This is a genomic window from Algoriphagus marincola DSM 16067 (genome assembly GCF_000429405.1).
Taxonomy (GTDB): Bacteria; Bacteroidota; Bacteroidia; order Cytophagales; family Cyclobacteriaceae; genus Algoriphagus; species Algoriphagus marincola.
In genome coordinates this window covers 210,645-236,787 of the sequence record NZ_AUBU01000001.1, presented here as the reverse complement: position 1 = coordinate 236,787, position 26,143 = coordinate 210,645, and the positions used below count along the sequence as shown (strand labels likewise).

At 42.1% G+C, this 26,143-nt stretch carries 25 protein-coding genes; 16 read left to right on the top strand and 9 right to left on the bottom strand.

Translation table 11 applies throughout. The features are described from left to right. Positions 1 to 10 precede the first annotated feature (10 nt). Entirely contained in the window at positions 11 to 1,423 is a 1,413-nt protein-coding gene (locus G457_RS0101075) for an anthranilate synthase component I family protein (RefSeq protein WP_026944826.1), read from the bottom strand. A gap of 249 nt (positions 1,424 to 1,672) precedes the next feature. On the opposite strand from G457_RS0101075, the gene G457_RS0101065 reads away from it, so the two are divergent. From G457_RS0101065 to G457_RS0101055, 3 genes are all read left to right on the top strand, one after another. Further along, entirely contained in the window at positions 1,673 to 1,900 is a 228-nt protein-coding gene (locus G457_RS0101065; RefSeq protein WP_026944824.1) for a hypothetical protein, read from the top strand. 104 nt (positions 1,901 to 2,004) lie between these two features. Beyond that, positions 2,005 to 2,211, top strand: coding sequence for a hypothetical protein (locus G457_RS0101060; protein WP_026944823.1), 207 nt, complete (start codon positions 2,005 to 2,007; stop codon positions 2,209 to 2,211). Beyond that, a complete protein-coding gene (locus tag G457_RS0101055) occupies positions 2,201 to 2,542 on the top strand; it encodes a type II toxin-antitoxin system RelE family toxin (RefSeq protein WP_026944822.1) in 342 nt (113 codons plus the stop codon). Before G457_RS0101060 ends, G457_RS0101055 begins: the two co-directional genes overlap by 11 nt. A 57-nt stretch (positions 2,543 to 2,599) precedes the next feature. Here G457_RS0101055 and G457_RS0101050 read toward each other — a convergent pair whose 3' ends face one another. Next, the gene (locus G457_RS0101050) at positions 2,600 to 4,234 is read right to left on the bottom strand and encodes a M28 family metallopeptidase (RefSeq protein ID WP_035482913.1); all 1,635 of its coding nucleotides are present in this window, start codon (positions 4,232 to 4,234) and stop codon (positions 2,600 to 2,602) included. Positions 4,235 to 4,457: 223 nt separating this feature from the next. Here G457_RS0101050 and G457_RS0101045 point away from each other — a divergent pair, with 223 nt between their 5' ends. The 4 genes from G457_RS0101045 to G457_RS0101030 all read left to right on the top strand — a co-directional run bounded on the left by G457_RS0101045 (position 4,458) and on the right by G457_RS0101030 (position 8,331). After that, positions 4,458 to 5,534, top strand: a complete 1,077-nt coding sequence (locus tag G457_RS0101045; RefSeq protein ID WP_026944820.1) for a DUF6544 family protein — start codon at positions 4,458 to 4,460, stop codon at positions 5,532 to 5,534. 6 nt (positions 5,535 to 5,540) lie between these two features. After that, complete coding sequence (locus tag G457_RS0101040; protein WP_026944819.1) at positions 5,541 to 6,641, top strand: Gfo/Idh/MocA family protein; 1,101 nt, start codon at positions 5,541 to 5,543, stop codon at positions 6,639 to 6,641. A 150-nt stretch (positions 6,642 to 6,791) separates the two neighbouring features. Then, positions 6,792 to 7,169: a VOC family protein gene (locus G457_RS0101035; RefSeq protein ID WP_026944818.1), complete on the top strand. Its 378-nt coding sequence runs from the start codon at positions 6,792 to 6,794 to the stop codon at positions 7,167 to 7,169. Next, positions 7,156 to 8,331, top strand: coding sequence for a retropepsin-like aspartic protease (locus G457_RS0101030; protein ID WP_026944817.1), 1,176 nt, complete (start codon positions 7,156 to 7,158; stop codon positions 8,329 to 8,331). Before G457_RS0101035 ends, G457_RS0101030 begins: the two co-directional genes overlap by 14 nt. Positions 8,332 to 8,377: 46 nt before the next feature. On the opposite strand, the gene G457_RS0101025 is transcribed toward G457_RS0101030, so the two are convergent. Next, positions 8,378 to 9,484 carry a Gfo/Idh/MocA family protein gene (locus tag G457_RS0101025; protein WP_026944816.1) on the bottom strand — a complete coding sequence of 369 codons (1,107 nt, stop codon included), beginning with the start codon at positions 9,482 to 9,484 and terminating at the stop codon, positions 8,378 to 8,380. A 169-nt stretch (positions 9,485 to 9,653) separates the two neighbouring features. On the opposite strand from G457_RS0101025, the gene G457_RS0101015 reads away from it, so the two are divergent. Together G457_RS0101015 and G457_RS0101010 are read left to right on the top strand one after the other, a co-directional pair. After that, positions 9,654 to 10,100, top strand: coding sequence for an Hsp20/alpha crystallin family protein (locus tag G457_RS0101015; protein ID WP_026944815.1), 447 nt, complete (start codon positions 9,654 to 9,656; stop codon positions 10,098 to 10,100). 148 nt (positions 10,101 to 10,248) lie between these two features. After that, the gene (locus G457_RS0101010; RefSeq protein WP_026944814.1) at positions 10,249 to 12,684 is read left to right on the top strand and encodes a penicillin acylase family protein; all 2,436 of its coding nucleotides are present in this window, start codon (positions 10,249 to 10,251) and stop codon (positions 12,682 to 12,684) included. Between the two features lie 78 nt (positions 12,685 to 12,762). On the opposite strand, the gene G457_RS0101005 is transcribed toward G457_RS0101010, so the two are convergent. From G457_RS0101005 to G457_RS0100995, 3 genes are all read right to left on the bottom strand, one after another. Beyond that, positions 12,763 to 13,494, bottom strand: a complete 732-nt coding sequence (locus tag G457_RS0101005) for a hypothetical protein (RefSeq protein WP_026944813.1) — start codon at positions 13,492 to 13,494, stop codon at positions 12,763 to 12,765. Beyond that, positions 13,487 to 14,737, bottom strand: coding sequence for a hypothetical protein (locus G457_RS0101000; protein WP_155847057.1), 1,251 nt, complete (start codon positions 14,735 to 14,737; stop codon positions 13,487 to 13,489). The genes G457_RS0101005 and G457_RS0101000 overlap by 8 nt, the downstream gene beginning before the upstream one ends. Before the next feature lie 468 nt (positions 14,738 to 15,205). Beyond that, positions 15,206 to 16,312 (bottom strand): App1 family protein, encoded by a 1,107-nt coding sequence (locus G457_RS0100995; RefSeq protein ID WP_026944811.1) that lies wholly within the window; start codon positions 16,310 to 16,312, stop codon positions 15,206 to 15,208. A gap of 234 nt (positions 16,313 to 16,546) precedes the next feature. On the opposite strand from G457_RS0100995, the gene G457_RS20830 reads away from it, so the two are divergent. Further along, positions 16,547 to 16,939: a rhodanese-like domain-containing protein gene (locus G457_RS20830; protein WP_051260653.1), complete on the top strand. Its 393-nt coding sequence runs from the start codon at positions 16,547 to 16,549 to the stop codon at positions 16,937 to 16,939. Positions 16,940 to 16,949: 10 nt separating this feature from the next. Here G457_RS20830 and G457_RS0100980 read toward each other — a convergent pair whose 3' ends face one another. Next, positions 16,950 to 17,405 carry a hypothetical protein gene (locus tag G457_RS0100980; RefSeq protein WP_026944810.1) on the bottom strand — a complete coding sequence of 152 codons (456 nt, stop codon included), beginning with the start codon at positions 17,403 to 17,405 and terminating at the stop codon, positions 16,950 to 16,952. Between the two features lie 288 nt (positions 17,406 to 17,693). After that, complete coding sequence (pafA, locus tag G457_RS0100975; protein ID WP_081701360.1) at positions 17,694 to 19,325, bottom strand: alkaline phosphatase PafA; 1,632 nt, start codon at positions 19,323 to 19,325, stop codon at positions 17,694 to 17,696. A gap of 110 nt (positions 19,326 to 19,435) precedes the next feature. Here pafA and G457_RS0100970 point away from each other — a divergent pair, with 110 nt between their 5' ends. Continuing rightward, positions 19,436 to 21,034 (top strand): aminopeptidase P family protein, encoded by a 1,599-nt coding sequence (locus G457_RS0100970; protein WP_026944808.1) that lies wholly within the window; start codon positions 19,436 to 19,438, stop codon positions 21,032 to 21,034. 213 nt (positions 21,035 to 21,247) lie between these two features. Next, the gene (locus G457_RS0100965; RefSeq protein WP_035482911.1) at positions 21,248 to 21,643 is read left to right on the top strand and encodes a GxxExxY protein; all 396 of its coding nucleotides are present in this window, start codon (positions 21,248 to 21,250) and stop codon (positions 21,641 to 21,643) included. Positions 21,644 to 21,693: 50 nt separating this feature from the next. Here G457_RS0100965 and G457_RS0100960 read toward each other — a convergent pair whose 3' ends face one another. Beyond that, entirely contained in the window at positions 21,694 to 22,290 is a 597-nt protein-coding gene (locus G457_RS0100960) for a carboxypeptidase-like regulatory domain-containing protein (RefSeq protein ID WP_407637237.1), read from the bottom strand. Between the two features lie 158 nt (positions 22,291 to 22,448). Here G457_RS0100960 and G457_RS0100955 point away from each other — a divergent pair, with 158 nt between their 5' ends. From G457_RS0100955 to G457_RS0100940, 4 genes are all read left to right on the top strand, one after another. Further along, positions 22,449 to 22,832 (top strand): ArsR/SmtB family transcription factor, encoded by a 384-nt coding sequence (locus G457_RS0100955; protein WP_026944805.1) that lies wholly within the window; start codon positions 22,449 to 22,451, stop codon positions 22,830 to 22,832. Between the two features lie 5 nt (positions 22,833 to 22,837). Then, positions 22,838 to 23,533, top strand: a complete 696-nt coding sequence (locus G457_RS0100950; protein ID WP_026944804.1) for a YjjG family noncanonical pyrimidine nucleotidase — start codon at positions 22,838 to 22,840, stop codon at positions 23,531 to 23,533. A gap of 71 nt (positions 23,534 to 23,604) precedes the next feature. Further along, positions 23,605 to 25,239: an L-glutamate gamma-semialdehyde dehydrogenase gene (gene pruA, locus G457_RS0100945; protein WP_026944803.1), complete on the top strand. Its 1,635-nt coding sequence runs from the start codon at positions 23,605 to 23,607 to the stop codon at positions 25,237 to 25,239. Between the two features lie 249 nt (positions 25,240 to 25,488). Then, complete coding sequence (locus tag G457_RS0100940; RefSeq protein ID WP_026944802.1) at positions 25,489 to 26,049, top strand: transposase; 561 nt, start codon at positions 25,489 to 25,491, stop codon at positions 26,047 to 26,049. The last annotated feature ends 94 nt before the right edge of the window (positions 26,050 to 26,143 follow it).

The window sequence follows — 26,143 nt, the reverse complement described above, 5'->3', positions numbered from 1 at the left end:
CTAAAACCCCCTAAATCTCCTCCGCAGCCCTTAGCGCTACCCTCAAGGCCTCCAGTTTATTCGCAACCTCCTGCAATTCGGAGGGAATGGAAGATTTTGCTACTACACCGGCTCCGGCTTGAAAGCGAAGCTGATTGTTTTCGGAAACAAAGGATCGGATCAAAATGGCATGGTTGAAATCCCCGTTGAAGCCCAAATAACCAATCGCGCCTCCATAAAACTGTCGACTTATATTTTCAAGGCCGTCGATGAGTTCCATTGCCCGGTATTTTGGAGCTCCGGAAAGTGTCCCGGCTGGGAAGGTATCTGCCACGAGTTGCAGGGGATTGGCTCCTTCCGGCAGTTCTCCAGTCACTTTTGACACTAAATGAATGACGTGCGAATAGTATTGGATTTCTTTGAAGACATCTACATTGACCACATCGGAGGAACGCGAGAGATCATTTCTTGCCAGATCTACCAACATCACGTGCTCTGAATTTTCCTTCGGGTCATCATACAATTTGCGGGCAAGAGCGGCATCCTCTTGGTCATTTCCCGTTCGACGGAAAGTCCCCGCAATCGGATATATCGTTGCTTTTCGATTTTTGACCACAATCTGTGCCTCTGGAGAGCTTCCAAAAACCTTAAATGAACCATAATCGAAATAGAACAAATACGGCGAAGGATTGACAGAGCGAAGAGCCCGATAGACATTGAACTCATCCCCCTTGAACTCAGTAGTAAACCTTCTGGAAAGTACGATCTGGAAGACATCACCTCGAAAACAATGCTCTCTTCCTTGATTCAGGATTTTCAGAAACTCCTCATCCGTGTAGTTGGAAACTTCCTCCCCGACTTTCTTGAAGGAATAGGCAGGGATATTTTTATTATTGAGCAATTGCTCAATTTCGGCCATGTACTCCGGATTTTCAGCTCCGGCTACTCGGTGTTCGAAAAGATGAAGTTCATTTTTGTAATGATCGACCACAATGATGTTTTGATACATGGAATAGTGCATCATCGGCACCTCGTTGGGCTGCGTTTTACTCAGTTTGATATCCTCAAACCAGCCCACCGTATCATACTGGATATAGCCAAAAAGCCCATTTGTACTAAACTTGAACTTGTCTGGTGTTGGGTCAAATTTGTTTCCAAAAGCCCTCAGATGATCCATTAAAGGCTTTTTGGCAGTCACCTCGTAATTAAGCTCTTCTCCGTTCGGCAATTTCTCAGACACCTTCCCATCATTGAAGGAAAAGGTAGCCAATGGATTTAAGCAAATGTAGGAGTAGCTATTTTCCTGGCCATGATAATCGGAGCTTTCCAGCAAAATCGGATTCGCAAAACGATCCCGAATCTGAAGGTAAATACTCACCGGGGTAATCGTATCAGCCAATCGCTTTTTGTAGGTGGTCAGAATAGGAAATTTCACGTGGTTCATGAGTGGTTATTTTTTGACATAAAAAAAAGCTTACCGGGGGAAACCAGTAAGCCTTTCATGTATTTCTTGCATTCAAATTTAGGCAAGGGCTTTCTGTGCTTTCCCCGGGAAAGTTTCAGTATGCCACCACCAATATTTGTTTGTGCTTTGTTTCATAAGATATCGGCAAATTTAGGAAGGGATCCCAATTCACAAAATCCAATCATCAAAATATTGGCTTAATTTTGAAAAAAAATTAAAAAGAACTCAATGGGCAAGGCAATAGCACAGTATTTCAAGCGGATTTTTGATGACTATCAGGTTTTGGTAATGGTCAATCCCTCAGATTATACCGGTACGGAATTGATTTTACATCCTGACGGTAAAGTAGAAAAAACAGAAATGACCTTCGATGAAGAAATTTTTGAGGATTTGGCTGAAGATGAATTTCAGGCCTGTAGTCCTTTGGAGTTTCAGTTGCTTTTGGCGAAAAGTTGATTGGAGGGATTGAATTTTAAATCAGATAAATAACTTAATTTCTTGCCTGATTTTGTTAAATTAAGCTTATCAAAAGGAAAAAAGCTAACCTATAAACTAATACGATGAAGTTATTATTAGAAATCGAAGACGAAAAAGCGGATTTCATTTTGGAACTTTTAAAAAATTTCAAATTTGTAAAAGCCAAAACCCTAAGCCCGTATAAGGCGGACGTTTTCAGCAACCTGAAGCAATCTATTGAAGAATACAATCAAGTTAAGGAAGGTAAAACAAAATTAATTTCAGCCAAAGAACTATTGGATGAATTATGAAATAGTTGCTATTCCGAATTTTAGGAAGGAGTTAAAAAAGCTTTCAAAAAAATATGCTTCCTTAAAGGAAGATTTTTCAGATCTAATCCAGAGTCTTCAAGAGACTCCAATCCAAGGGATTTCTCTAGGTAAAAATTGTTTTAAAATCCGAATGTCAATCAAATCCAAGGGGAAGGGAAAATCAGGTGGTGCTAGAGTTATTTCATTAGTAAAAATTAATAAAAATACCGTTTTCTTACTTTCAGTTTACGATAAAGCCGAGAAAGAAAATATTTCAAACACAGAGTTAAAAGCACTTATAGAGCTGATCGAAGGAGAGGAGCAAGAATAAAATACAAGTAATTAGGGTGACGCTTTTCTCAAAGCAAGCCCTTTATTCCTTTCCCAATCACTTCTTCATATACCCATCTCTCACCGCCTTAAACTCAGAACCAGCCTTCCAATTAGGCCAATTGCTACTATTAGAAAGGTTTTGACCGATATTGAAGAGTAGCTGCACATCATCTACCGCTCCGTCCAGATTCCATCTTCCAAGATCGTACTCATCCGAAGGCTTGTGATAGTACTCAGCGGTATACTGGGCAGCCAACTCTTTTCCATATTCTTTCCCTTTTTCAGCATGATCGATCCCCGTGTGGAAATACAGTGCTGGCACACCCACTTTGGCAAAGTTGAAATGATCAGAACGGAAATAGTAGCCTGCAACTGGATTAGGCTCGGGAGCTGAATACCTCCCCAACTTTTCCAATTCCACGTCCAATAAGTCTTCCATTTCGGATTGTCCAACACCAATGACAGAAACGTCACGCATTTTTCCGTAAGGGTTTATTCCATCCATATTGATATTGGCAACGGTCTTTTCTAGGTCATAAATCGGGTTTTGGGCGTAATGAGCCGAACCCAAAAGTCCCTGTTCTTCTGCCGTTACAGCCAAGAAAATCACAGAACGCTCAGGCTGCTCACTTTCCTTAAAAGCTTTGGCAATTGCCAATAGAGCTGCTGTACCAGATGCATTATCCAAAGCTCCATTGTAGATGCTATCTCCTTTTTCATCCGGCTTTCCGATTCCCAAATGATCCCAATGGGCGGTGTAAACCACATATTCCTCGGGTCTTGTGGAGCCTGTAATCTTGGCAACCACATTTTTGGATGTATTGTAGGTAGCCTCCACTTCCATACTTGCACTAGCTTTCAAATTCATGGGAATCGCTTCAAAATCCGCCTTTCTGGCCTTGGCCAAAAGTTCTCGCTCATTTAATCCAGCCATTTCAAAAAGCTTATTTGCTGTAGGCAAGGTCACCCATCCCTCAAAGGCCAACTTATAGTCATCTTTTCCTCGATCATCCAAGTAAAGCTTGGAGGCATTCCATGAATTTTGAATCACATTGAAGCCATAACCAGCCGGAATCGTATTGTGAACGATCAGGCAACCCAAAGCTCCCTGACGAATAGCTTCTTCGTATTTATAGGTCCAGCGCCCATAGTAGGTCATGGTATTTCCTTTGAAAAAATCTTGATCTTCTGTACCAAAGCCCGGATCATTGACCAGGACGACGACGATTTTATCCTTCACATCGATGTTTTTATAATCATCCCACCCATACTCTGGAGCGACGATACCAAAGCCTGCGAAAATCATTTCCACATCCACAAAGGCTACCTCAAACTCTGTCCGCTGAGTCCAAAGCACATAATCTTTCAGCCCTTCCAAGGTCAGTTTTTGATCTTCTGATGAAATCTCCATTGTTGGGGAAGCCGAAGTCAGAATAGATACCAAGGGAACATCCTGAATAAAGGAATCTCCATTACCAGGTTCGAGGCCAATTTCTTGAAACTCCTGCAGGAGATAGTCTACTGTCTTTTTTTCTCCTTCGGAAAAAGGCATTCGCCCTTCGAAATAATCCGATGACAAGGTATCTATATGAGGCTCTAGATCAGAAACTTGAAATTGATAGGTTTCTTGAGAATCACAGGCTGCAAATAACAGCCCCAAGGACAAGAGTTTGAAAGGGATATTTTTCATCAGTTTATTTTTGATTTTCTATGGTCTGATGGTCCCGAAAGCCTTCGGGATGACGATTGACCCCGACAAATCGGGGTAATTACCTGCCTATTTATTGATTATTTTAATCGTGTCGATTTCATCAGATTCAGGAGGATAATTTTGGTGAAGTAAGCTACGCAAAATTTGATTATGGATAGAAAATTACAAAATTGGAGGAAGCTCAAGCACAAATCATAAAAAAATGAAAACGGCCTTACTTTTTTTTGCTTGCCTGCATGGCTTAATCCATTTGATGGGTTTTCTCAAGGCATTCAAATTGGCTGAAATCCAACAGCTCACCCAGCCTATTTCTACAACTCAAGGCGTTTTTTGGCTAATTGGGGCTTTGCTGTTCTTAGCCTTTGCCCTAGCTGCTTTCCTGGAGAAACCATTAGCTGGCTACCTTGGTCTCGCAGCTGTTGTCCTTTCGCAGGTTCTGATTTTCACAGTTTGGCAGGATGCAAAATTCGGTAGTATCGCCAATTTGATTCTCCTATTTGTAGCAATACAAATGATCTATCAGGCTAATTGGGAGAAAAAAATCACCTCAGAAAAAGCTGTATTTAAGGAATCGGGAAGTATTCCTGATCTGAGAAAAACAGAAGAACTACCTCTTGCTATCCAAAAATGGTTGAAAGCATCAGGATACCGCATGGAAAGTCCCATGATCTCTGCTGAAATCCATCAAACTGCCCAGATGAAAATGAAACCGGCTCAAAAGGATTGGAAAGAAGCCCAAGCTTTTCAAGTGAGCAGTTTGGATCCGCTTGGTTTCCACTGGCAAGTAGAGATGGATATGATTCCGGGTTTTAAGATTTTTGGTAGAGATCAATTCAAAGATGGAATAGGTGAAATGCTTATTCGTATTGGAGCAGCTATCCCGATTGTGGACGAGAGCGGAGATAAAATCAATGAGGGAAGCCTACAGCGGTTTTTAGGCGAACTTGTTTGGATGCCTAGCTTGGCTCTTCATCCCGGTATCAGTTGGAAAGAACTAGATAAATATACGGCAGAAGCTACTTTGAAAATAAATCAAACTTCGGGAAGCGGAACATTTCATTTCAATGATGGTGGTGATTTTGTTCGATTCGAAGCTTTGCGATTTTATGAAAACAAAGAAGATTCGAAACGATTCCCCTGGATTTTGAAAGTGGAAGAATACCGAGATTTTGAGGGTATTCGGATCCCAAGCACAATGAATGCAACTTGGAAACTCCCTGAAAGGGATTGGACTTGGCTCCGCTTACAGATTGATTCCATTAGATATACTTATAACTAGAAACCCGTGACTAAAAAGCTCATCATTTGCCTTCTCCTTTTTGGAATGCACATTATCGCATTGGCACAAACTGAAAAACTTCGACTGGCGGTAGGAGGCCTGAGCCACGGACATGTAGGCTGGGTTCTATCTTCTATGGATCGAGGCGATTATGAAATTGTAGGTATCGCAGAAAGTAACCGAAAGCTTGCTGAAAAATATGCCAATCAGTTCGGTTTCTCCATGAGCTTGGTCTATGATGACTTGGCAGAAATGCTTGAGAAGACTAAACCTGAAGCAATCGCCGCATTTGGAAACACCTTCGATCACCTGAAAATTGTCCAAGAGGCAGCTCCAAGAGGAATCCACGTCATGGTCGAAAAACCCCTTGCAGTTAGTTTGCCTCATGTCCGCGAAATGGAAGCCTTGGCAATAAAACATGGGATTCACCTGTTGACAAATTACGAGACGAGTTGGTATCCTACTAACCATCGAGCCAAAGAGATTTTGGAGTCAGGAGAATTTGGCAAAGCAGTAAAAATAATTGTCAGAGATGGTCACCGAGGACCAAAAAAGATTGGTGTGGGCCCAGAATTTTTGGAATGGTTAACCGACCCCAAGTTGAATGGAGGAGGCGCCTTGATGGATTTTGGTTGCTACGGAGCCAATCTGATGACTTGGCTCACTGAAGGTGAACGGCCCATCTCAGTGACGGCCATCACTCAGCAGCTTCAACCTGAAAATAATCCCAAGGTAGAGGATGATGCTACCATCATCGTCAATTACCCTGACAAGCAATTGATTATCCAAGCTTCTTGGAACTGGCCCATTGGCAGAAAAGACATGGAAATCCATGCTGAAAAAGGAGTGATTTATGCAGACAATCGAAACCAACTCCGGACTCGATTAGCAAAAGGCTATGATGGATTTCAGGAGCAGGTTTTTAATCTTCCCGAGCTCCCACCTCCCTACCCCGATCCATTCCTGATGCTCAAAGCTGTGGTCAGAGGAGAGCTAGATTTGCCGAACTTTGATCTTTATTCCCTAGAAAATAATCTCTTGGTCATGGAAATCTTGGAAGCAGCAAAGGAAAGTGCTGAGAAGGGGCAGACTGTTTATTTTGATTGAAAATTTGTAATTTCTTGAAATCGAGCATGACGTACCCGTCACACAGAGGGATGATTATAACTGCGAGATTCTCCCGAATCAAGTTCGGGACAAGCTATGTGGCCTTTGAAAATCAAATTATAAACACATGAAATTTTAAACTTAAAGATCATGAAACTAGGCGCATTCTCCATCAGTCTTTCTGTCAAAGACCTATTAAAATCCAGAACATTTTATGAACAACTCGGATTCGCTGTTTTTGCTGGAAGCATGGAACAAAACTATCTGATCATGAAAAACGATCAGACTTTGATTGGCCTTTTTCATGAAATGTTCGAAAAAAACATCCTGACTTTCAACCCCGGCTGGGATCAGGAAGCGCAACAAGTGGGCAACTTCGACGATGTACGAAAAATTCAAAAATCACTAAAGGAATCCGGAATTCCATTAGCTCAGGAAGCCGACCCAAATAGCTCAGGTCCTGCAAGTATCCTTCTTTTTGACCCTGATGGAAATACCATTTTAATTGATCAGCATGTTGAATCCTAAGAAGCTTTCACTCACTTGCTTGTGGAGTATTGCCGTTTTTATTTTTCTCACGCCCAATTTTCTCCAAGCCCAATCCAAAGAAGACACAGTCTTTACGATTCCATTTCATATGGACGCCAGGCTTTTGGTTTTCAAAGGAAAAATGAACGGCCAAGAAATTGATTTTGCCTTTGATACTGGAGCTGCTATGGGGCTAGCTGGTGAAAACATCCTTGAAAAGGGAGGAATTTCCAAAAAAAGCAAACGAATGACGATGAGGGATTCCAACCGGGAGCGGAAAAGAGTAAGAACAGGAATTACTAATCTGGTGGAGATAGGAGGCTTTGAAATTACTAATGTCAATAACCTTTTGACAGATATGCCTTATTTGGTATGTCATGATTACTACCTTCTCGGGTCCAATGTTATTCAGAAGCTCAATTGGAAGATTGATTTCGAACAAAAAACTATTCAGGTATCGCTGAAACCCTTTCCCGTAGAAAGCCATTTTATGAAAATCCCTGTGAAATATATGGGAAATCGGCCTTTTTTGGATTTTAGCTTTGAGGGAATTGATTTCGAAAATATCCTCATCGACACCGGATTCTCAGGAATACTGGATATTTCTGACAGGCAGAGTTCTATTCAAGAATTTTTAGCTTCCAAAAAATCGCTTGGATTAGATAATCCCAACATAAGCTTAAATACGGGCGCAGTCAGTCAGACTGTGATCCCTACCTCCATTATACTTTTAGATAGTCTCAGGATCGCTGGAAAGTCTTTCCCTCAGGTACCGGCTACATTTGAGTATCCAACTGCAAATAAACTAGGAATAGGCTTTTTCGCTCACTTGAGCCATCAAACGATTATCAACAATTCGGAGTCCGCTTACTACCTTAATCTAAAAGATAATCCCGGACCGTTTAAATATCCAAATTACCTTAATTTAAACTACCAAAATGGCAAAGTGGTCATCTCTGGCAAGTCTGTAGGGCTCATTCCAGAAGACGAGCTTATAGAAGTGGGAGAAGAAATTATGGAAGTGAATGGAATTTCACCTGAAAGTTTTGAGGATCAGTGCCAATTTATCCGATGGTATTATGGGGTAAATGTTGACCAATTCACAATCAAAAAAACGAATGGGCAGGAACTGGTTTTTTCCAGAATACCTTATCGATTATAAAGGAGAATTAGAAATAAATCATAAAGATTTCAAAAGCTAAATCCTTTTAAATCAAGACCCTTTCGCCAGTCTTCGCTGATTCTAGAATGGCTTCAACAATTCGAATATCGCGCTTGCCTTCCTCACCAGGCACTTTCATCGCTTGATTATTCATAATGGCAAGCGCATCCCTATCCATCTGATTGGCTTGCTGCCAAGGGACTTGATATGGGAAGTTGATTTCACCTAGCGGACTTTTTCCGCGATTTCCTGCGTAGGCCTGAAAGGGTGCCATTTCTATCGTGCCGTCTTCACAATGGATGTTTAAAAAATTGATATTATCTGCAAAGCTAGTTTTGATCCAAGCAGTCACTCCATCGGGGAATTCTAACTCGGCTTCCACGATCTCACCCAACCCATTTTGGTAGATGTCTGGTCTTTCGGTCCAGACTTTGGCAGATTTGACAGCAATAGGTTCCATGTTGCTCCCTAGTCGGGCTCCTTGAATAGAATAAACCCCCATATCGTAAATCACTCCACCTCCCATCTCCCGCTTTTGTTTCCAATGATTGGTGCGGTTTTCCCGATAACCAGCAGCACATTCTACCCGCTGAACTGGACCTAGCAGTCCTTCCTTGACTATTCGCTGAAACTCTAGGGTATTCGGTTCATGCTGACAACGGTAGCCGATGGATAGGCTGACCCCATTTGCTTTACAAGCATCGATCATGGCTTGGCATTCATTGGCAGTGACCGCCATCGGCTTTTCACACCAAACCTGCTTTTTGGCCGCAGCGGCCCGCTCCACATACTCTCGATGCATAGAGGGTGGAAGGACCACATAGACCACATCAATAGCGGGATTGTCTTTGATGGAGTCAAAGTTTTCATAGTTATACACATTCTCCTTTGGAATCCCGTATTTATCCATCCAGATTTTCTCTTTTTCGGGCGTTCCGGTTACGATACCTGCCAAGTAGCAATGCTTCGTCATTTGTAGAGCTGGAGCCAAAAGATCCGTGCTGTAGTAGCCCAAGCCGACTAATGCAACTCCCAGTTTCTTTTCGGAGTTTTTGGGTTCGGCACAGGCTGAGAATGCATAAGGGGTCAGGTAAGTCATGCCTGAAAGCAATCCGAGTTTTTTAATCAATTCTCTTCTGGAAAAATGTGTCATCACTTAGTTCAATTTTCAACCAAAATACAGATTTATAAGATTGCTTTCAAAAATTACTTCTGTTTAACACTTTGTTTAATTTGATCTCAATCAGCTGATTTCCTGACTTTTGTCATTCCAAATTTCAGGAAGAGAGTCGAAATTTAAGTCAACAAAATCAATTTCAATCATGGGCACTTTAGCAAAACGAAATAGAGGTTTTTGGCCCAAAATGGTCCAGGACTTCTTTGGCGCAGAGAATCCCTTCGACTGGGATGAAAAATTGTGGTTCGCAGACAAATCTGCGGAGGTTCCCTCAGCCAATGTTATCGAGAATGAAAAGGAATTCAAAATAGAATTATCGGCGCCGGGATTTGAAAAGAAGGACTTCAAAATAGAAGTGGAGGATGGCATTCTCAATATTTCTGCAGAGAAAAAGGACGAAAAAGAAGTGGAAAAAGATGATTATCGAAGAAAGGAATTTTCGTATTCGAGTATTCGAAGGTCTTTTGTACTTCCCGAAAATATCACCGAAGAGAGCATTGATGCCAAATACGAAAAGGGTTTGTTGAAACTAGTCCTTCCTAAAAAAGCACTAGCTGAAGGAAAAGCTAAAAAGGCAATTTCGGTAGGCTGAAAAAACCCATAGAGGTAGTATTTTTTGATTGATAGTTAGAAAAGGAGCCCCGGATATTCCGGGGTTCTTTTTTGGATTTTATTCCATCCATATAAAAGCAGTTGGAATTCAGTATTTTGAGCTCGACTTTCTATCAAAATCAAAACCTATGCAAATAGCTCGCATTTCCGTTCTTATTTCGACCATTTCCCTCACCATCTTTCTTTCTTGCACAGAAAAAGAAAATGAAATCCAAGGTCTCAATCAGTCTGTAGAAGTCATTCGCGACCAAAATGGGATCAATCACATTTTCGCCCAAAATGAAGAGGACCTATTCTTTGCTCAGGGTTACTTGGCTGCCAAAGATCGCCTGTTTCAATTTGAACTATGGAGGAGACAAGCTACAGGAACTTTAGCTGAGATTTTGGGCGAACGTGAATTAGAACGGGATCGGGGTGTCCGGCTTTTCAAATTCCGAGGGGACAAGGAAACCGAACTCAGACATTACCATCCTCGCGGAGTGGAGATCGTAGATTCTTTCGTGGCAGGTATCAATACCTACATCGAGGAAGCTAAGGCCAGTCCTGAAACTCTGCCAATTGAATTTAAAATGCTGGGAATCCAACCCCAACTCTGGACTTGGGAGGTGGTGATTTCTCGTCATCAGGGTCTGTTGGAAAATGTGGTGGACGAATTGGATATCAGCCGGGTTGTCAGTCAGATTGGAGACGAAAAAGCAAAGGAACTTTACTATTTCCATCCCAATGAGCCAGTCTTAGATTTGGATCCGGGTATCCCAGAAGAATTATTGATGAAAGATATTCTGGCTCCCTATCAGGCATTCCGAAGGAGAGTTGAATTTCGGCCGGAAGACATCATGGAGGAATTTCGAAGGGATACTAAAGAGTTTGAGGAAGTCACTGCCTTACTTGAAGAAGAATTAAATTTCACCTTAAACTCAGATGCCTTTGCACAGGGAAGCAATAATTGGGTGATTTCCGGAGAAAAATCTGCCAGTGGCTATCCCATGATGGCCAATGATCCCCATCGCTTACAAGCCATCCCCTCCTTGCGCTATTGGGTTCATCTAAATGCTCCGGGTTGGAATGTGATTGGAGCGGGAGAGCCTGTTATTCCGGGCGTTTCCATTGGGCACAATGACTATGGGGCTTGGGGATTGACGATTTTTTCTACAGACAATGAAGACCTTCGAGTCTATGATATCAACCCCGATAACCCTAGCCAATACCGACACAAGGGCGAATGGCTGGAAATGCAAAGTATCCAAGACACGATCAAAGTAAAAGGGAAAGAGAAAGTAAAAGGGAAAGAGGATGAAATCGTCACCCATTACTATACAATTCACGGACCGGTTACCTTCATCGATGAGGACTTAAATAAGGCAGTGGCGGTGGAATGTGCTTGGTTAGAACCTGGTTCGGCGCCCTATCTCGCCAGTCTGCGAATGGATCAGTCCACGACTTGGGAGGAGTTTCGCGATGCCTGTACCTACAACAATATTCCTGCGGAAAACATGGTTTGGGCTGATAAAACAGGCGATATCGGCTGGCAGGCAACGGGAATCGCCCCCATTCGAAGGGGTTTTTCAGGACTGGTTGCCACCATGGGTGATGGTCGCTACGAATGGGATGACTACCTTCCCATCGCCGATCGACCTCACTCCATAAACCCCGAATCTGGTTTTATTTCTACAGCCAATCAAAATGTAGCTGAAGCAGATTATCGCTTTCCGGAGGCCCTGGGCTATGAATGGGCAGATGATTTTCGAGGGGAGAGAATCAAGGAGGTATTGGGTCAAGATAAGAAGTTTACGGTCGAGGAACTGGGAGCTTTGCAAAATGACTATTTGGCTTTGCCCGCAAGACGATTGGTTCCTTTTCTGAAAAATCTAACTTTTGAAACTGTACGAGCTGATTCTTTAAGTCAGGTCCTGGAAAACTGGGATTTTGTTTTGGCTCCCAGCTCAGTAGAAGCGGGAGTTTATGTGATGTGGGAGCGAATTCTGAGGCAAAACGTTTCCGATTTGATGATTCCAGATGAAGTCAAACCCTGGCTGGGAAGCATTCAGCTGACTCGGGTGCTGGAGTGGATGGAAAATCCTACTAGGATCTATGATCAAAACCCGATAGAAAACCGGAATCAATTATTGATGGCAAGTTTCGAGGAAGCTATCGAAGCTTTGGAAGGCAAGCTGGGGAAAAATGTCGCTAACTGGCGATATGGACAGGCGGATTACAAACACGCCAAAATCCGTCATCCCCTAGGCGAAGTGGTCAATGCCGAATGGCAGGCCAAACTCAACACCGAAACGCTACCCCGGGGAGGCTACAGCTTTACCCCCGGAGCCAACGCCTATGGAGACAATAATACCTCCGGCGCCTCCTTCCGCATCGTAGTAGACACCGAAGACTGGGAAAAAACCATCGGAATCAACAATCCGGGCCAATCAGGCAACCCCGAAAGCCCTTTTTACAAAAACCTATTTCCCATCTGGGCTAATGATGAATTTGAGGGGATTCCCTTTGCTAAAGATCATATTTTGAAGCAACAGGTGGAGCGGAGGATATTGAAGACTGATAAGTAAAAAAAGCACCGAGCCGAAACTCGATGCTGTTTAAATTTATCCTTAAAAACTGTAACGCATATTCAGGACTAGTCAGTATTATTCCTTTTCCTTCCTAAATTCAAATCTATAATACAAACCCAATCTTGTTGACTGGGTCCTTCGCTGATATGTATAGTCTTGCCCATAAAGATTGTATCCATTGCTAATTGACCGATTGATATTATTCGTTCGGAAAAGAGTCAGCCCAAAGCGCTTGTATTCCAGAGAAAGTCCATATTGAAAATTCATATAGAAGGATTTCGGGATAGTCTCCGAAGCATTCAGTACGTCGATCACCTCCTGAGTCCAATCAATTCCTTGAGGCTCTATCTTCAATTTTTCAAAATCTTGAATTGCAAAAACAGGAACAGCGGAAAGGTCAAGTAATAATTTCACCTTCTCTGAACCAATGAGCTGATAACTTCCACCTAAGGGAATCTCAATATTTCGAGTGGCAGTACCCCAGCCTTTACCTATTGAAGGGATATGATCCGGCCAAGAATCTGATGTATATTCTACTGCAAAGGCAATTCTGGATACATGGTATTGGATACCAATGTTAAGTTGAATCTTTTCAGAAACCGGGTATTGGTAACTTATAAAAGGCATGGGATAATCTGTAGATCCGTTTGTTTGTTCATATCCAATTAAAGTATCCAAAGAGATTTGGGAAGCGAACCTCCTTTGCTCATCAATTAACCCAAAACCCACTTTTAAACTCTGGGAAAAAACGGCCTGCCCGGCAATTATGACCAAACAGGCTGTAAGTATGGCCCGCACTTCAACCATTTATTTTAACAGCAAAATTAAACCTTCCTGTTGTATAGATTTTCAGATCTGAACCTGTAACATCATCGCAATATTCCATTGGGGTACCAAATAAATCAAAGTCATTATTTGAAACCGTTGTACTACTTGTGAAAGTTTGATTATTTCCCGCAGCATCTTTGACAGTAATACTAAAACTCCTAGTCTCCGAATCTCCGGGATCATATTCAAAAAACCGAATAGTAACAGCACGACCATACAACTGGGGATCCCAATTGAACATCTCAAGATTGATATTAAAAAGCCATTCAGGGTTACAGGTGAATACTCCGCAGTCTTTCCACTTACTTCTATCTACTACGGGCAAAGCCTTAGGTGGTAATTGAGCTAAATTAGCTTGAGAGGAGCCTGTAAATAGAATATAATATACTTCTGGAGCACCATCTAACCATCCTTCAGCTTCACGCATCCAATTCATGGATTCAAACTTTGCTCTATCTAAGAAATCAGGATTATTATTTTGATCTCGGTCACAACCCGTACTACCCCCAGTTCCGCTGCCTCCTGAACCTCCTGTTCCGCTACCACCTCCAGAAGTCCCTCCACACATGTAATCATCGATAAAATAATAATCATTCATCCCATCACTAAAATAGGGATCAGAAGCATCCAAACAGGTAGAAAGAGCAATTCGCTGATTAGCTCCTCGCTCTACTTTGATCAGTCGTTCGTTAAGCCCTACGATCAGCACAGGATCCTCTGGCACTTGATTGATATCCCATTCACCTACATTTCCATCCGGATAAAAGACCGGTACGATAGGGTTCTGATCCAAATCCTGATCAGGTGAAATGTAAAACACAGGCACATCAGTACCCAGAGACTGTATAGCAAACAAATCCTCCTCCTCGCCCCGCAAGGCCACCTGCATCAAAGGATCAAAATCCAGCGCGGTGTTACTGATTTTAAATCTATTTGGATCCCCAAACAAGGCCTCTTCAAAGGTGACCGATTTGTAATTGGGACCTCCTACCGGAGTACTTTTTTCGGTGTAGTACAAAAAATTGAAATCACCATCAAACTGCTCTTGGGTTTTGTCAAAAACAAAGGATCTCAATGTCTCGTCTTTCAATCCAGCCGCCAGTGCCGAAGCAAAGGTCAGACCTGGCTCATTTAGGTCGATCTGAGATTTTTTCGCAATTCTTTCCAGTTCTTTCATCTGCTGTGGAGAATACTCTGACTCTGAGCAAGAAACTAATACCAAGCCGGCAAGGATTAGACAAATTCCGATGCTTAGGCTATTCCAAGTATCTGTACGAGAAAGTTGGAAATCACCAGCCGTGTGTGTGTGTGTGTGTGTGTGTGTGTGGTCCCATAAAATTTGAGTTTAAATAGATAATGAGAAAAAATTAATTACAATACTTCAAACGAACAAATTTTTATTTATTTTTTTATAAATTAATTTTAGCTATCCGATGACAATTGAATACTTCAACAAGATTCACTGTTTGAAATGCAGTTTTTATTTTAAGCACTCAATTAGCGGGTTCAAAACCCAATAGCAATCTTTTCTGATTAAATAATGCAGCTTAGAAATACCATTGCCTGCCAGTTTGAAAGCCTAAAACAAGTACCGAGGTAAAGAATTGGAAGGCATCAGTAAACCGAGAACCTACTAGATAAAAAAGAAATCATTTAGTGATCGATTTACTTTTAATAATTTTTTCGATTGTCAACCCGCTTCATCCTGTAGCTTTTGTCGAAGAATGGTACTTTGATCCTCCTCCAATATCCAGCCCATCCCAGCAGCATGTCTACTGGCATCCATGGAATCTTTCATCAGAATAAAGGGTACAGCTAACTTTTCATAATCTTCTTGAAGCCCTGAAAGATCCCTATCCCCAACGGCCCGGATATACACCGCCTGAATTCGACCTTGGAAATCCCGACAAATCTCCAAATAAATCTCAGGATCCTTCTGACCACTGTCTCCAATTAAAATAAATGGCAGTTCAGGATAAGTAGACAAAATATGCTCAGCCTGCTTCAATTTATGATCCCAATGACTCCCGGCTATAAACTGATCCCTTGATAGTCCCAAATCACGCAACATCAAGGGTCCCCTTGGAATCTGATGAACTGCCATCATTTCCTGAAGAAAATCATAGAGATTCCAAGGGCTACTAGAAACATAAAATATGGGATTGCTATCCTCCCCATCCGAACCTTTTCGAAGTGCATCGTACAAGGCAGACACCCCTGCAAAGGGAACTCGGGTATGGGCATTTTTGGCAAAGGTCGTTTTCAGCATATCCCAAAGCCTCGTCGCTCCAGTGGGTACGATGGTGTCATCTATATCCGAAATGATTCCAAAATCAGCTTTCTTGGAAGGCACATATATCCAGGCGCTCGCTTCTACCTGCTCCTGCTTTCTGATTGGAGGCTGAGGCAGGGAAAGGCTGAGGTTATTCCAACCCGACTCAGGCTTTTTCTTTGAAGAAAATCTGAATTCGAAATAGCCTTCTTCATCGGTTTTGGCTAAAAGTCTTTCTTCACCACAAACTAATCGAACATCCAAACCCGGAAAAATCACGGTTAAAAACCGCTTTCGCATGGATCGGAAGTTTTCTTTGAATCCGTCCTCCTCATTCGCAGGCGCAATCCCCTTATCCTCCAAAACCCTGCCTGCGAGATAGATTTCCCTTTCACTTCCAAATCCCAAATAGGGTTGGATCTTTGCCTTTTTCACCAGACCAAGACGAATGCTCATCCATAACTTGGCGTTTGAGACCTGTCGCTTAAAAAAGTAGAGTAAAGGGAGAAGCTTTTTAAAAGGCATTTATCATCAATTTTGAGCTTTGTAATTTTTCTCACAAAATATCGAAGGCCCAATATCCTAATTTTGGAAAAACTTTGCTGTCTTGAATCTGGTCAGAATAAAATAAACCCTTATGAAATCGAGCATGCTTGAAGAATACAGGCATGACTGACCCGCCGCACACTTGTATGCCCCGATGAACCGGGGAAACCATGCGAGATTCCATGTGGCTTTTTAAAAACAAATTATAATCACATGAAAAATCTCAACTGGATATTCCTTTTCTCAATCCTTCTGATATCTGCCTGTAGTACTTCTTCCACAAAAACGGAGAATCAGGTCATCAATTTAGACCCTAAGAAGTTTAGCGAATTAAGCAATTCGGGAAAAATAATAGATGTCCGAACACCTCAGGAAATCGCTCAGGGAAAAATTGAAGGTGCGATAGAAATGGATTATTACAGGCCGGATTTCAAAAGCAAGGTTTTGGAACTTCCTAAGGACAGCCAAATTTTCATTTATTGTGCAGTCGGTGCTCGAAGTAGGGATGCTGCAGAAATGCTTGTAAATGAGGGTTTCACCAATGTGCATCACCTCCAAGGAGGAATCCAAGCTTGGTATCAGCAAGGATTCCCTTTGACTCGATAAAGATGGCCTTCTAGTAAATTGATTCGATTTGATACCGAACCCCATTGAACTCAAAGCTTTCGCCAGACTTCTTGCCTTCCATCACTTTGAAAATAGGGGCCTTCACCGAAATCCCAAAGATTGACTTATCATTCACCTCCACTTGCTCGATGGAAGTGGAAATAAAAAAGGTCCGCTGATCTGTCACGACGACAGCACCATGTTCAACGTGGGTTTTGGCCTCATTCGGATCCAGATTGTTTAGTGTCTCCAGTTCTTTTTTGAGGAAACTCAATTCGTGCTCTAAACGAACCAACATTTCATTTTGACCACCGCTTCCGCGATGCGCCTGACTGGCAATTTCATCATGGTCGGTGAGATTCTGTCGGATATTTTTGACTTCCTTTTCAAAATCTGAAATAGTCAACTCCTGCTTGATTTGGCAAGCATGAAGAATACTGGCTTTGGATACCTGCTTATCGCTCATAACTCATGGGATTAATGAACTCAATTTTAAGCCCAAATCGGCAGAGAAAATATGACATTAATCACCCAGAAGCCTGAATAAAATCGAATGATAGCTTTTGACCCAATTAATCAACTTTCTGATCATCGGCTAGACTGCCTGATTAAAAGCCTACGTACAAGAATAAGCCTAGAGGTTTAGATTATGCCAGCTTCACTCTTCCTACTCCCCGCTTCCCACCAGATAAAAAGAGAAATTATGGCACTTTTCATCATTTCAGAAAATAATATTCAGACAGTACAAATCTCCTCATTCAAATATCTCATGGATTGGCTGGCCTGTCGCGCCATTTGGAAGCCGAATATTGAGCAGCATGGATAGTGTCGGGGCGATATCCGTGATAGTTGCATAGCGGGTACTTGATCCTGCAGGCACGTTCCATCCATAAAAAAGAATCGGAACATGTGTATCATAAGTGTATCCCGTGCCATGAGATGTCCCTCTAGGACCTCCTGTCAACCAACCCGGCTCCAGGATCAGTAGCAAATCTCCTGAAGATTTATGATTATATCCCATCTGCAAAAGCTTTGCCCTCCCGGATCCAAACTCGGTGCTTCGCATGGTGTGAGCCGTATAGACTTCCTTGATCCCTCGGAATCGTAGAAGGAAGTTTGCCAAGTCCTCCTGCATGTCATCCAGATCAATTTCCTTCTCTTGGATCAACTTGTGATTCAAAAAGACCTGATCATTTGACACGTTTTCGATCCAGTCACCTTCACCATATACGTAGTTGCTGTAGCCCATCAGCTGACTTCGGATGAAGCCAACATTCACATTCCCAGCAAAGATATTTTCGCTTTCCATGTGAGTGGCAATCTCAGCTACCCCATGATCAGCAGATAGAAAAATCAAGTAGTTACCCTCGCCGTACTCTTGATCCAAAAAGTTGAGAAATTTTTCCATTTCTCGATCAAGTCTAAGATAATTATCCTCCAGCTCCATCGAGGATGGGCCAAAGCGGTGACCGATGTAGTCAGGAGAGGAGAAACTAACCGCCAAAAAATCGGTTTCTTCCCCTTTTCCAAGCTTCTCTCCTTCGATCGCCGCATAGGCAAAATCAAAGGTCAAGCTATTTCCAAAAGGAGTCGAAGAAATCATGCCTGCTCCTCCATTATTTTCATTCAGTTTTGACAGATCATAAGGAAAAACTGGGGCATCCTTTCCGATAAAAGGTTGCTCAAAATTATTGTCATCATCAATGCTATTCACATAGGTGTTCGCTGGAAAAAGGGGCTCCCAAGTCATCTGAAGATACTTTTGTACCTGCTTTTGCTCATTAAATTTCTGAACCCAGCCTGGTAATTTGTCTCCGTAATAAGAAGAGGTCATAAACTCTCCTGACTCACTATCAAACCAGTAAGCATCTCCCAGATGGCCGGCAGGCATACTCGCTCCACGGTCTTTAATAGCAATTCCAACTACTTTAGATCGCTTATTATTTGAAAGGCGCAACTCATCCGTGATGGTGGTACTAAGTAGGTTTCTTGGACTGATTTGTCCTGCCCGAGGCGTGCCACCTATATTGTAAACCGTAGTATCTTCTGCACAATACACTGATCGCTTAAGCGTTTTCGAATACCAGTTATTGGCTATAATTCCATGAGTAGCTGGAGTGGTGCCGGTGTAAACAGAAGCATGGCCCGGACCGGTGTAAGTTGGGATATAATTATAATGCCCATTTTTCATCATAAACCCTTCCTTCATCAGTCGCTTAAATCCTCCTTCAGAATATCTGTCAGAAAAGCGATAAAGATATTCTTGACGCATTTGGTCGACGATGATTCCTACGATCAATTTTGGCTTTTCGGACGATTGCTGCGCAAAAGCTCCTAAAGAGACAGATAGGAAGAACGTGAGAAAGAATTTGGAGATGATTTTCATTCTTTTGGGTTTTTTAACGCCACAAAGATAAGGATATAGATACATCTGCGTATTAACACTTTGTTAAATGGACAAAAGCCTACATCTTAGGCTTGTTAGATATACTTATTATGAAAACATACTTTCTCTCTTTTTTATTTCTTTTGGTTTCCTCTCTCTCATCGGCACAGTCATATTTTGATGACGGGCTGAGCGCCGAATGGCACCGACAGCGGAGAGATGCTTTGCGAGAGCTTATGCCCGCAAATAGCATGGCAATCCTCTTCAATAATCCGGTGAAGAATCGATCCAATGATGTAGACTTTATTTATCACCCCAATACCGATTTTTATTACCTGACAGGGTTTCGTGAACCAAATTCAGCTTTGATTATTTTCTCCGAAAAGCGTATGATCGATGGCATGGAAACCGATGAGATCATTTATGTCCAGCCGAGAGACCCAAGGTCAGAAATGTGGAACGGAAAACGTCTAGGAACAGAAGGCGTGCAGGAAATCTTAGGCTTTCAAACGGTTTTTCTTTTTGATGACTTCGGGAAAAAGCCGGTGCTAAATGCCGGAGATTTTGACAAAATTTTATCCATGGATTTAGGCGCTGAGATAGAGGGAAGCAGTGCCAATGCCCCCTTGCGACGTATGATTGCTGATTTTAAAAAAAATGCAAACTACCCGAGCGACAAAAGCCCTGTTTCACTTCAGATGTATGATTTGATTCGGGCTACTGATATCGAAAATTCCGCCAATGTAGCACAAATCATCGGTCGCTACCGCCAACGCTATCCGGAAGTGGAAAATGATGAAATCCTTCGAAATTTTGTCGAGGCAGACAGCCCTGAAAAACGAATGGAAGTGAAATCCAAGATTCCTGCAAGCAAAACAGACCTTTTTGCCTTATCCCAGATGATGGATGTCCTACGAGAAGTCAAAACAGCCGAGGAAATTGCCTTGCTCCGCAAAGCGGTTAAAATCTCAGCTATTGGCCAAATCGAGGTGATGAAAGCTGCAAAGCCTGGCATGTCAGAGCGTGAAGTTCAGGGAATCCATGAATTTATCTACAAGCGCTATGGTGCAGAAGGAATCGGCTATCCGTCTATTGTAGGTGCAGGAAATAATGGATGCATTCTGCATTACATCGACAATGATATGAAGCATATGAGTGAGCGATTGATCCTGATGGACCTCGGAGCTGAATGGCGTGGCTATACCGCTGATGTCACGCGTACCATCCCTGTCAATGGGACTTTCACCCCAGAAGAAAAAGCTATCTACGAACTTGTCCTAAAATCGCAAGAGGCAGGAATAGCCCTCTGCAAACCTGGAGTGGACTTTTCAGAAATCGGCCAAGTGACCCGAAACATCATCAACGAGGGACTTGCCGAACTGGGCATCATCAAAAAGGGTGAGCGTCACAACTATTTTCCCCATGGAACCAGTCACCATCTGGGCTTGGATGTACATGACCGAGGAGGATACGGAGCCCTGAAAGAAGGGGTTGTTTTGACCGTTGAACCAGGCATATACATTCCTGAAGGCAGCGATTGTGATCCTAAGTGGTGGGGCATAGCAGTTAGAATCGAGGATGACATCCTAGTCACTCAGTCAGGTCCTGAGAATCTTTCCAAAGACGCTCCACGCACTGTTGCAGATATCGAGCAAATGATGAAAATCCCGAGTATTCTGGAAAATTGGGTGCTACCTGATTTAGACTGATGCTTGAATCCTCCCGCAAAGGTTGAAGGAGCAAAGATTAGTTTTAAAAACACATTAAAGGTAGACCTAGAAACCTGATCTAAAATTTACTTTAACCAGAGTGATGATCAAACAAGTCTATTTATTTGTAAATTTAAAATCAAAGCATTAAAAAGGTTTTTCCTTTATAATGACTCGCTCATCAAGTAAAACCTGAAATAGCATTTGAATTTAATGGAATACAATGAAAATGAAATTTCAAAGATTGTCCTAGATACGGCTTTTGAGGTTTACTTTAAACTTGGGCCAGGTTTGCTTGAATCAATTTATGAGCAAATTTTAGCGATAGAGCTTAAAAACAAAGGCTTGAAAATAGAGACTCAAGTACCAATACCAGTATTTTGGAAAGGTAATGAAATAGGAACTGGTTATCGCGCAGATATCCTGATCGAAAGAAAAGTACTTATCGAGCTGAAATCAGTAGAAAAAGTTCTTCCAGTTCATCCAAAGCAATTGAAAACGTATTTAAAAGTACTGGATTTAAAGCTGGGCCTACTTATAAATTTTAATGAGGCTAAGTTTGTTAATGGAATTGTGCGGGTAGTCAATGGCCTCAAAGATCCAAGTTAAAAGCTCCTTATTAGAAAACTTTTTTTCTTTGCTTTCTTTGTGGGAGACTCCTAGTCTCGTCTATTCAGATCACCCCGCTTAATCGACCGAATGAATTGAGCCCAAGCGAAAGGATCAAGAAGACGTAATGGTCTTGGCCCGTAGAGATCCTGATTCTGTTGCATCAGGCCTTGTTGGAAGTAGCGGAAGTTTTCGTTCCCCGAAGCTGGCATCATTTCGGCAGCTCGTAAAAGCATCTCCGGACTCATATTTGAGCCACTGATGGTCATTGGATCTACCACAGACATTGCCAAAACTGCCTCTTTGAATTCTTTTTCCGAAGGGTACGGCATAACTTCTATTTCCTCCAAAGCGATCTCATCCAATTCCATCGTCAAGATCAAGCTAATCCGGTCATCCTCCATATTCTCCGGAACCTTATAGGTCTGTCTTTTCAAACCAATAAAACTGAACACCACACTATCGCCTTCCAAAACAGGCATTGAAAAATATCCAAAGCGACCACTACTCGTTCCCCGACCTTTCTTAGGAACATAAATATTTACTCCTGGAACAGCATCTGTGCTATCAGCATTGAGGATGATGCCGGAGAGTTGGACTACCTTTCGCTCGCGTTGATCTTGGGCATGAACCCATCCACTAGCCAAAAGCGAGAAACAAATGATAAGAAAAGAAGGTAGAAGTAGCTTTTTCACAAATAAAGAAACCAAATTGATGGACGAAAGTTGCCAAATGAAACGCACAACTCCTGAAAGTTCGGTTGATTTTTTAATTTCACCAGCAAATCGCTGTTAAAATTGCTCAAATGAGACTCAAAAATATAAGTTTAAATTATGGATTGCGAATTTTTAAAGCGTTAAGTGAGGAAGCGAGAGTCCGCATCATTCATTTGTTGCTTTTAAATAAGGAGCTGAGTATCTCTGATTTGGAATTGATCCTGGATTTTACCCAGACTAAAACCAGTCGTCATCTCATCGGACTGAAAAATGCTGGACTTCTCGGTAGTCGGCGAGTAGATCAATGGGTATTTTATTACATCCTGGAAGAATACCTCGAAATCATTCAGCAGATTTTTAAGTTTATTCAAAAGGATCCCAACTTACTCAAGGATCAAGAAACCTTCGAAATCCTAAAATCCAACCGAGAGCTGGCGATCAATAAAATTCAAAACAACCAATACAGACGATAAACCCATTGAAAACTTACCAACACCTCTTCTTCGACTTAGATCATACGCTGTGGGACTATGATCGAAATGTCAGTGAATCCCTGCAAGAACTTTATGAAATCTATACCTTAAAGGAATTGGGCATCCCAACATTCGAAAAGTTTTTCGAGGCTTTTCATGCTGTCAATTTCAAACTTTGGGACTGGTACAATATTGGGAAAATCGACAAAATCAATCTTCGTAAGGAACGCTTTCCAATGATTTTTTCCCATGCAGGAGGTCGCGTAGATGCGATCCCCCTGGAATTTGAAGAGGACTTTATGCATCGAACTTCAAGCAAGCCACATGTTTTCCCCTATTCGAAGGAGATTTTAACCTACCTAAAAGAAAAATATCGAGTCCATGTCATCACCAATGGATTTAATGAATCCCAAGCGAAAAAGATGAAGTCCTCGGGTTTGGATGTGTTTTTCGAGCTGGTGGTCACCTCAGAGACCACAGGCCATAAAAAGCCAGATGTTCGAATTTTTGAATATGCATTGACTGAGCTGAAAACAAACCCTGAACATTGCCTGATGATTGGTGACAATCCCAACTCGGACATCTTAGGTGCTCAGCAGGCTCAGATCGATCAGGTTTATTTCAACCCTGAGGGAAAAACCATAGCCCTCACCCCTACTTATGAAATCAGACATTTGCGAGAGCTTGAGCAGCTTTTGTAAGTAAAATCACGGCCCGTTTTGACGGGAAAGCTTATCTTTGGCGAATCAGAATCACATAAACTCCAAATAGTATGTTAAAAGGATTTTTCAATGTCCCCACTCCCGTCAATGAGCCGGTAAAGTCTTATGCTCCGGGAAGTCCTGAGCGAAAAGAATTGCAGGCGATGTTGAGCGAATTACGGGCTAAAGAAATTGACGTCCCGATGTATATCGGAAGCGAGGAAGTCCGCACTGGCAAAACCCGTCCAATGTCTCCTCCACATGATCATCAGAAAGTATTAGGCCACTTTCATGAAGGAGATGCTTCCCATGTAGAGCAGGCAATTAACGCTGCTTTGGGAGCCAAAGAGGCATGGGAAAACCTGGAATGGGAACAGCGAGCAGCTATTTTCCTGAAAGCAGCAGACCTTTTGGCAGGTCCTTACCGCGCCAAAATCAATGCAGCCACCATGCTTGGTCAGTCGAAAAATGCCTTTCAAGCAGAAATAGATTCTGCCTGTGAATTCATAGACTTTTTGAGGTTCAATGTGAAATACATGACTGAAATCTATTCCCAGCAGCCGCCAGTGTCTGGAAATGGCGTTTGGAACAGAGTAGAACAGCGTCCTTTGGAAGGCTTTGTTTTTGCTTTGACTCCCTTCAACTTTACAGCCATTGCCGGGAATCTACCTACTTCTGCAGCCATGATGGGAAATACCATCGTATGGAAACCAGCCTACACGCAGATTTACTCAGCGAATGTGTTGATGGAGGTTTTCAAGGAAGCTGGAGTTCCTGACGGCGTGATCAACTTGATTTACGTAGACGGCCCAACAGCTGGTGAGGTGATTTTCAAACATCCGGACTTTGCGGGAATTCACTTTACAGGTTCTACCGGCGTATTCCAGCACATCTGGAAAACTATCGGAGAAAACATCAAGCTCTACAAATCTTACCCTAGAATCGTGGGCGAGACAGGAGGAAAAGACTTTGTCTTGGCTCATAAGTCTGCAGATGCAAAAGCAGTGGCGGTTGGATTGGTGAGAGGGGCTTTCGAGTACCAAGGCCAAAAGTGTTCTGCCGCTTCCCGTGCTTACATCCCGTCCAACCTTTGGGAAGATGTGAAAAAGTACATGCTGGAAGATCTAGCTTCGCTCAAGATGGGTGGTACGGAAGACTTCACCAATTTCATCAATGCAGTCATCGATGAGAAGGCCTTTGACAAAATTGCCAAGTACATTGACAATGCAAAAGCAGCCGATGGTGTTGAAATCATCGCCGGAGGAAACTACGATAAGTCTAAAGGCTACTTTATCGAGCCTACCGTCATCCTAAGCCAGGATCCGATGTATACGACCATGTGTGAAGAGATTTTCGGTCCGGTTTTGACTATTTATGTTTACAATTCCGAGCATTTCGAAACCGTATTGGAATTGGTGGATCAGACTTCTCCGTATGCTTTGACAGGTGCTGTATTCTCTCAAGACCGCTATGCGATCGAATTGGCTACGCAAAAGCTAAGAAACGCAGCCGGTAACTTCTACATCAATGACAAGCCAACAGGGGCCGTAGTTGGTCAGCAGCCATTTGGCGGAGCTAGAGCATCTGGAACCAATGATAAGGCAGGTTCGATGATCAACTTGCTGCGTTGGGTGTCTCCTCGCACGATCAAGGAAACCTTTGTTTCTCCAAAGGACTACCGATATCCGTTTTTGGGGAAAGACTAAAAAATGCTCAATGAGCAATGATCAAATTCAATTTTCAAGAGCCTCGGCTCCGATAAAATCGGGATCGGGGCTTTTTTAATACCCCAATCTTCTCTTTTTAAATAAAAACGGCTGAATCTCTCCAGCCGCTTTATTGACCTTTGAGGTTTTAAATAACCTCGAAGGTCTCACTAACAAATATATTTTTGACCTAAATATGGATTTAGTTAACTTGTTGTTTTAAAGATCAATGTCAAAACTTCAACTTTTATGACTGATCCATTTTTCCCAGAAGAATTTTACCATGTTTATTCCAGAACTATTGGAGAGGAACTTCTTTTCCGGACTGAAGAAAACTGTATTTACTTTCTTAAAAAATATCAAACTCATTGCTCAACTCACTTTTCAACATTAGCCTACTGTTTATTACCCAATCATTTTCACTTTTTGATTCGAGTAAAAGAAATTACCGAACCAGAAGTTGCTTTAAGTGCTTTTTCAAACTTTTTGAATGGCTACGCTAAAGCATTTAATAAGCTTTATGACCGACACGGAGGATTATTTCAACGCAAATTCAAAAGAAAACGAATCGATAAAGAAAGCTATCTATCTCAAGTCATAATTTATATTCATCGAAATCCTCAAAAGCACGGAATAGTAGAAGATTTTAAAAAATGGAGGTTTTCATCCTACCAAGCCATCATCTCTCAAAAACCCACCCAAATCGACCGAGATTTTGTAATTGAATGGTTTGGAGACCTTGAGCAATTCCGAAAAACACATCACTTGGAAAACGTTTCAAATTTTCCAGAGGAGCTTTCCCTTGAATAGAATAAGGATTAAAAATCTCAAAAAAACTCGAAGGATTTCTCTAGAGGAAATCTTCGAGGCTTTGAGTTGAAAATGTAAAAGGAAAATAAAACCT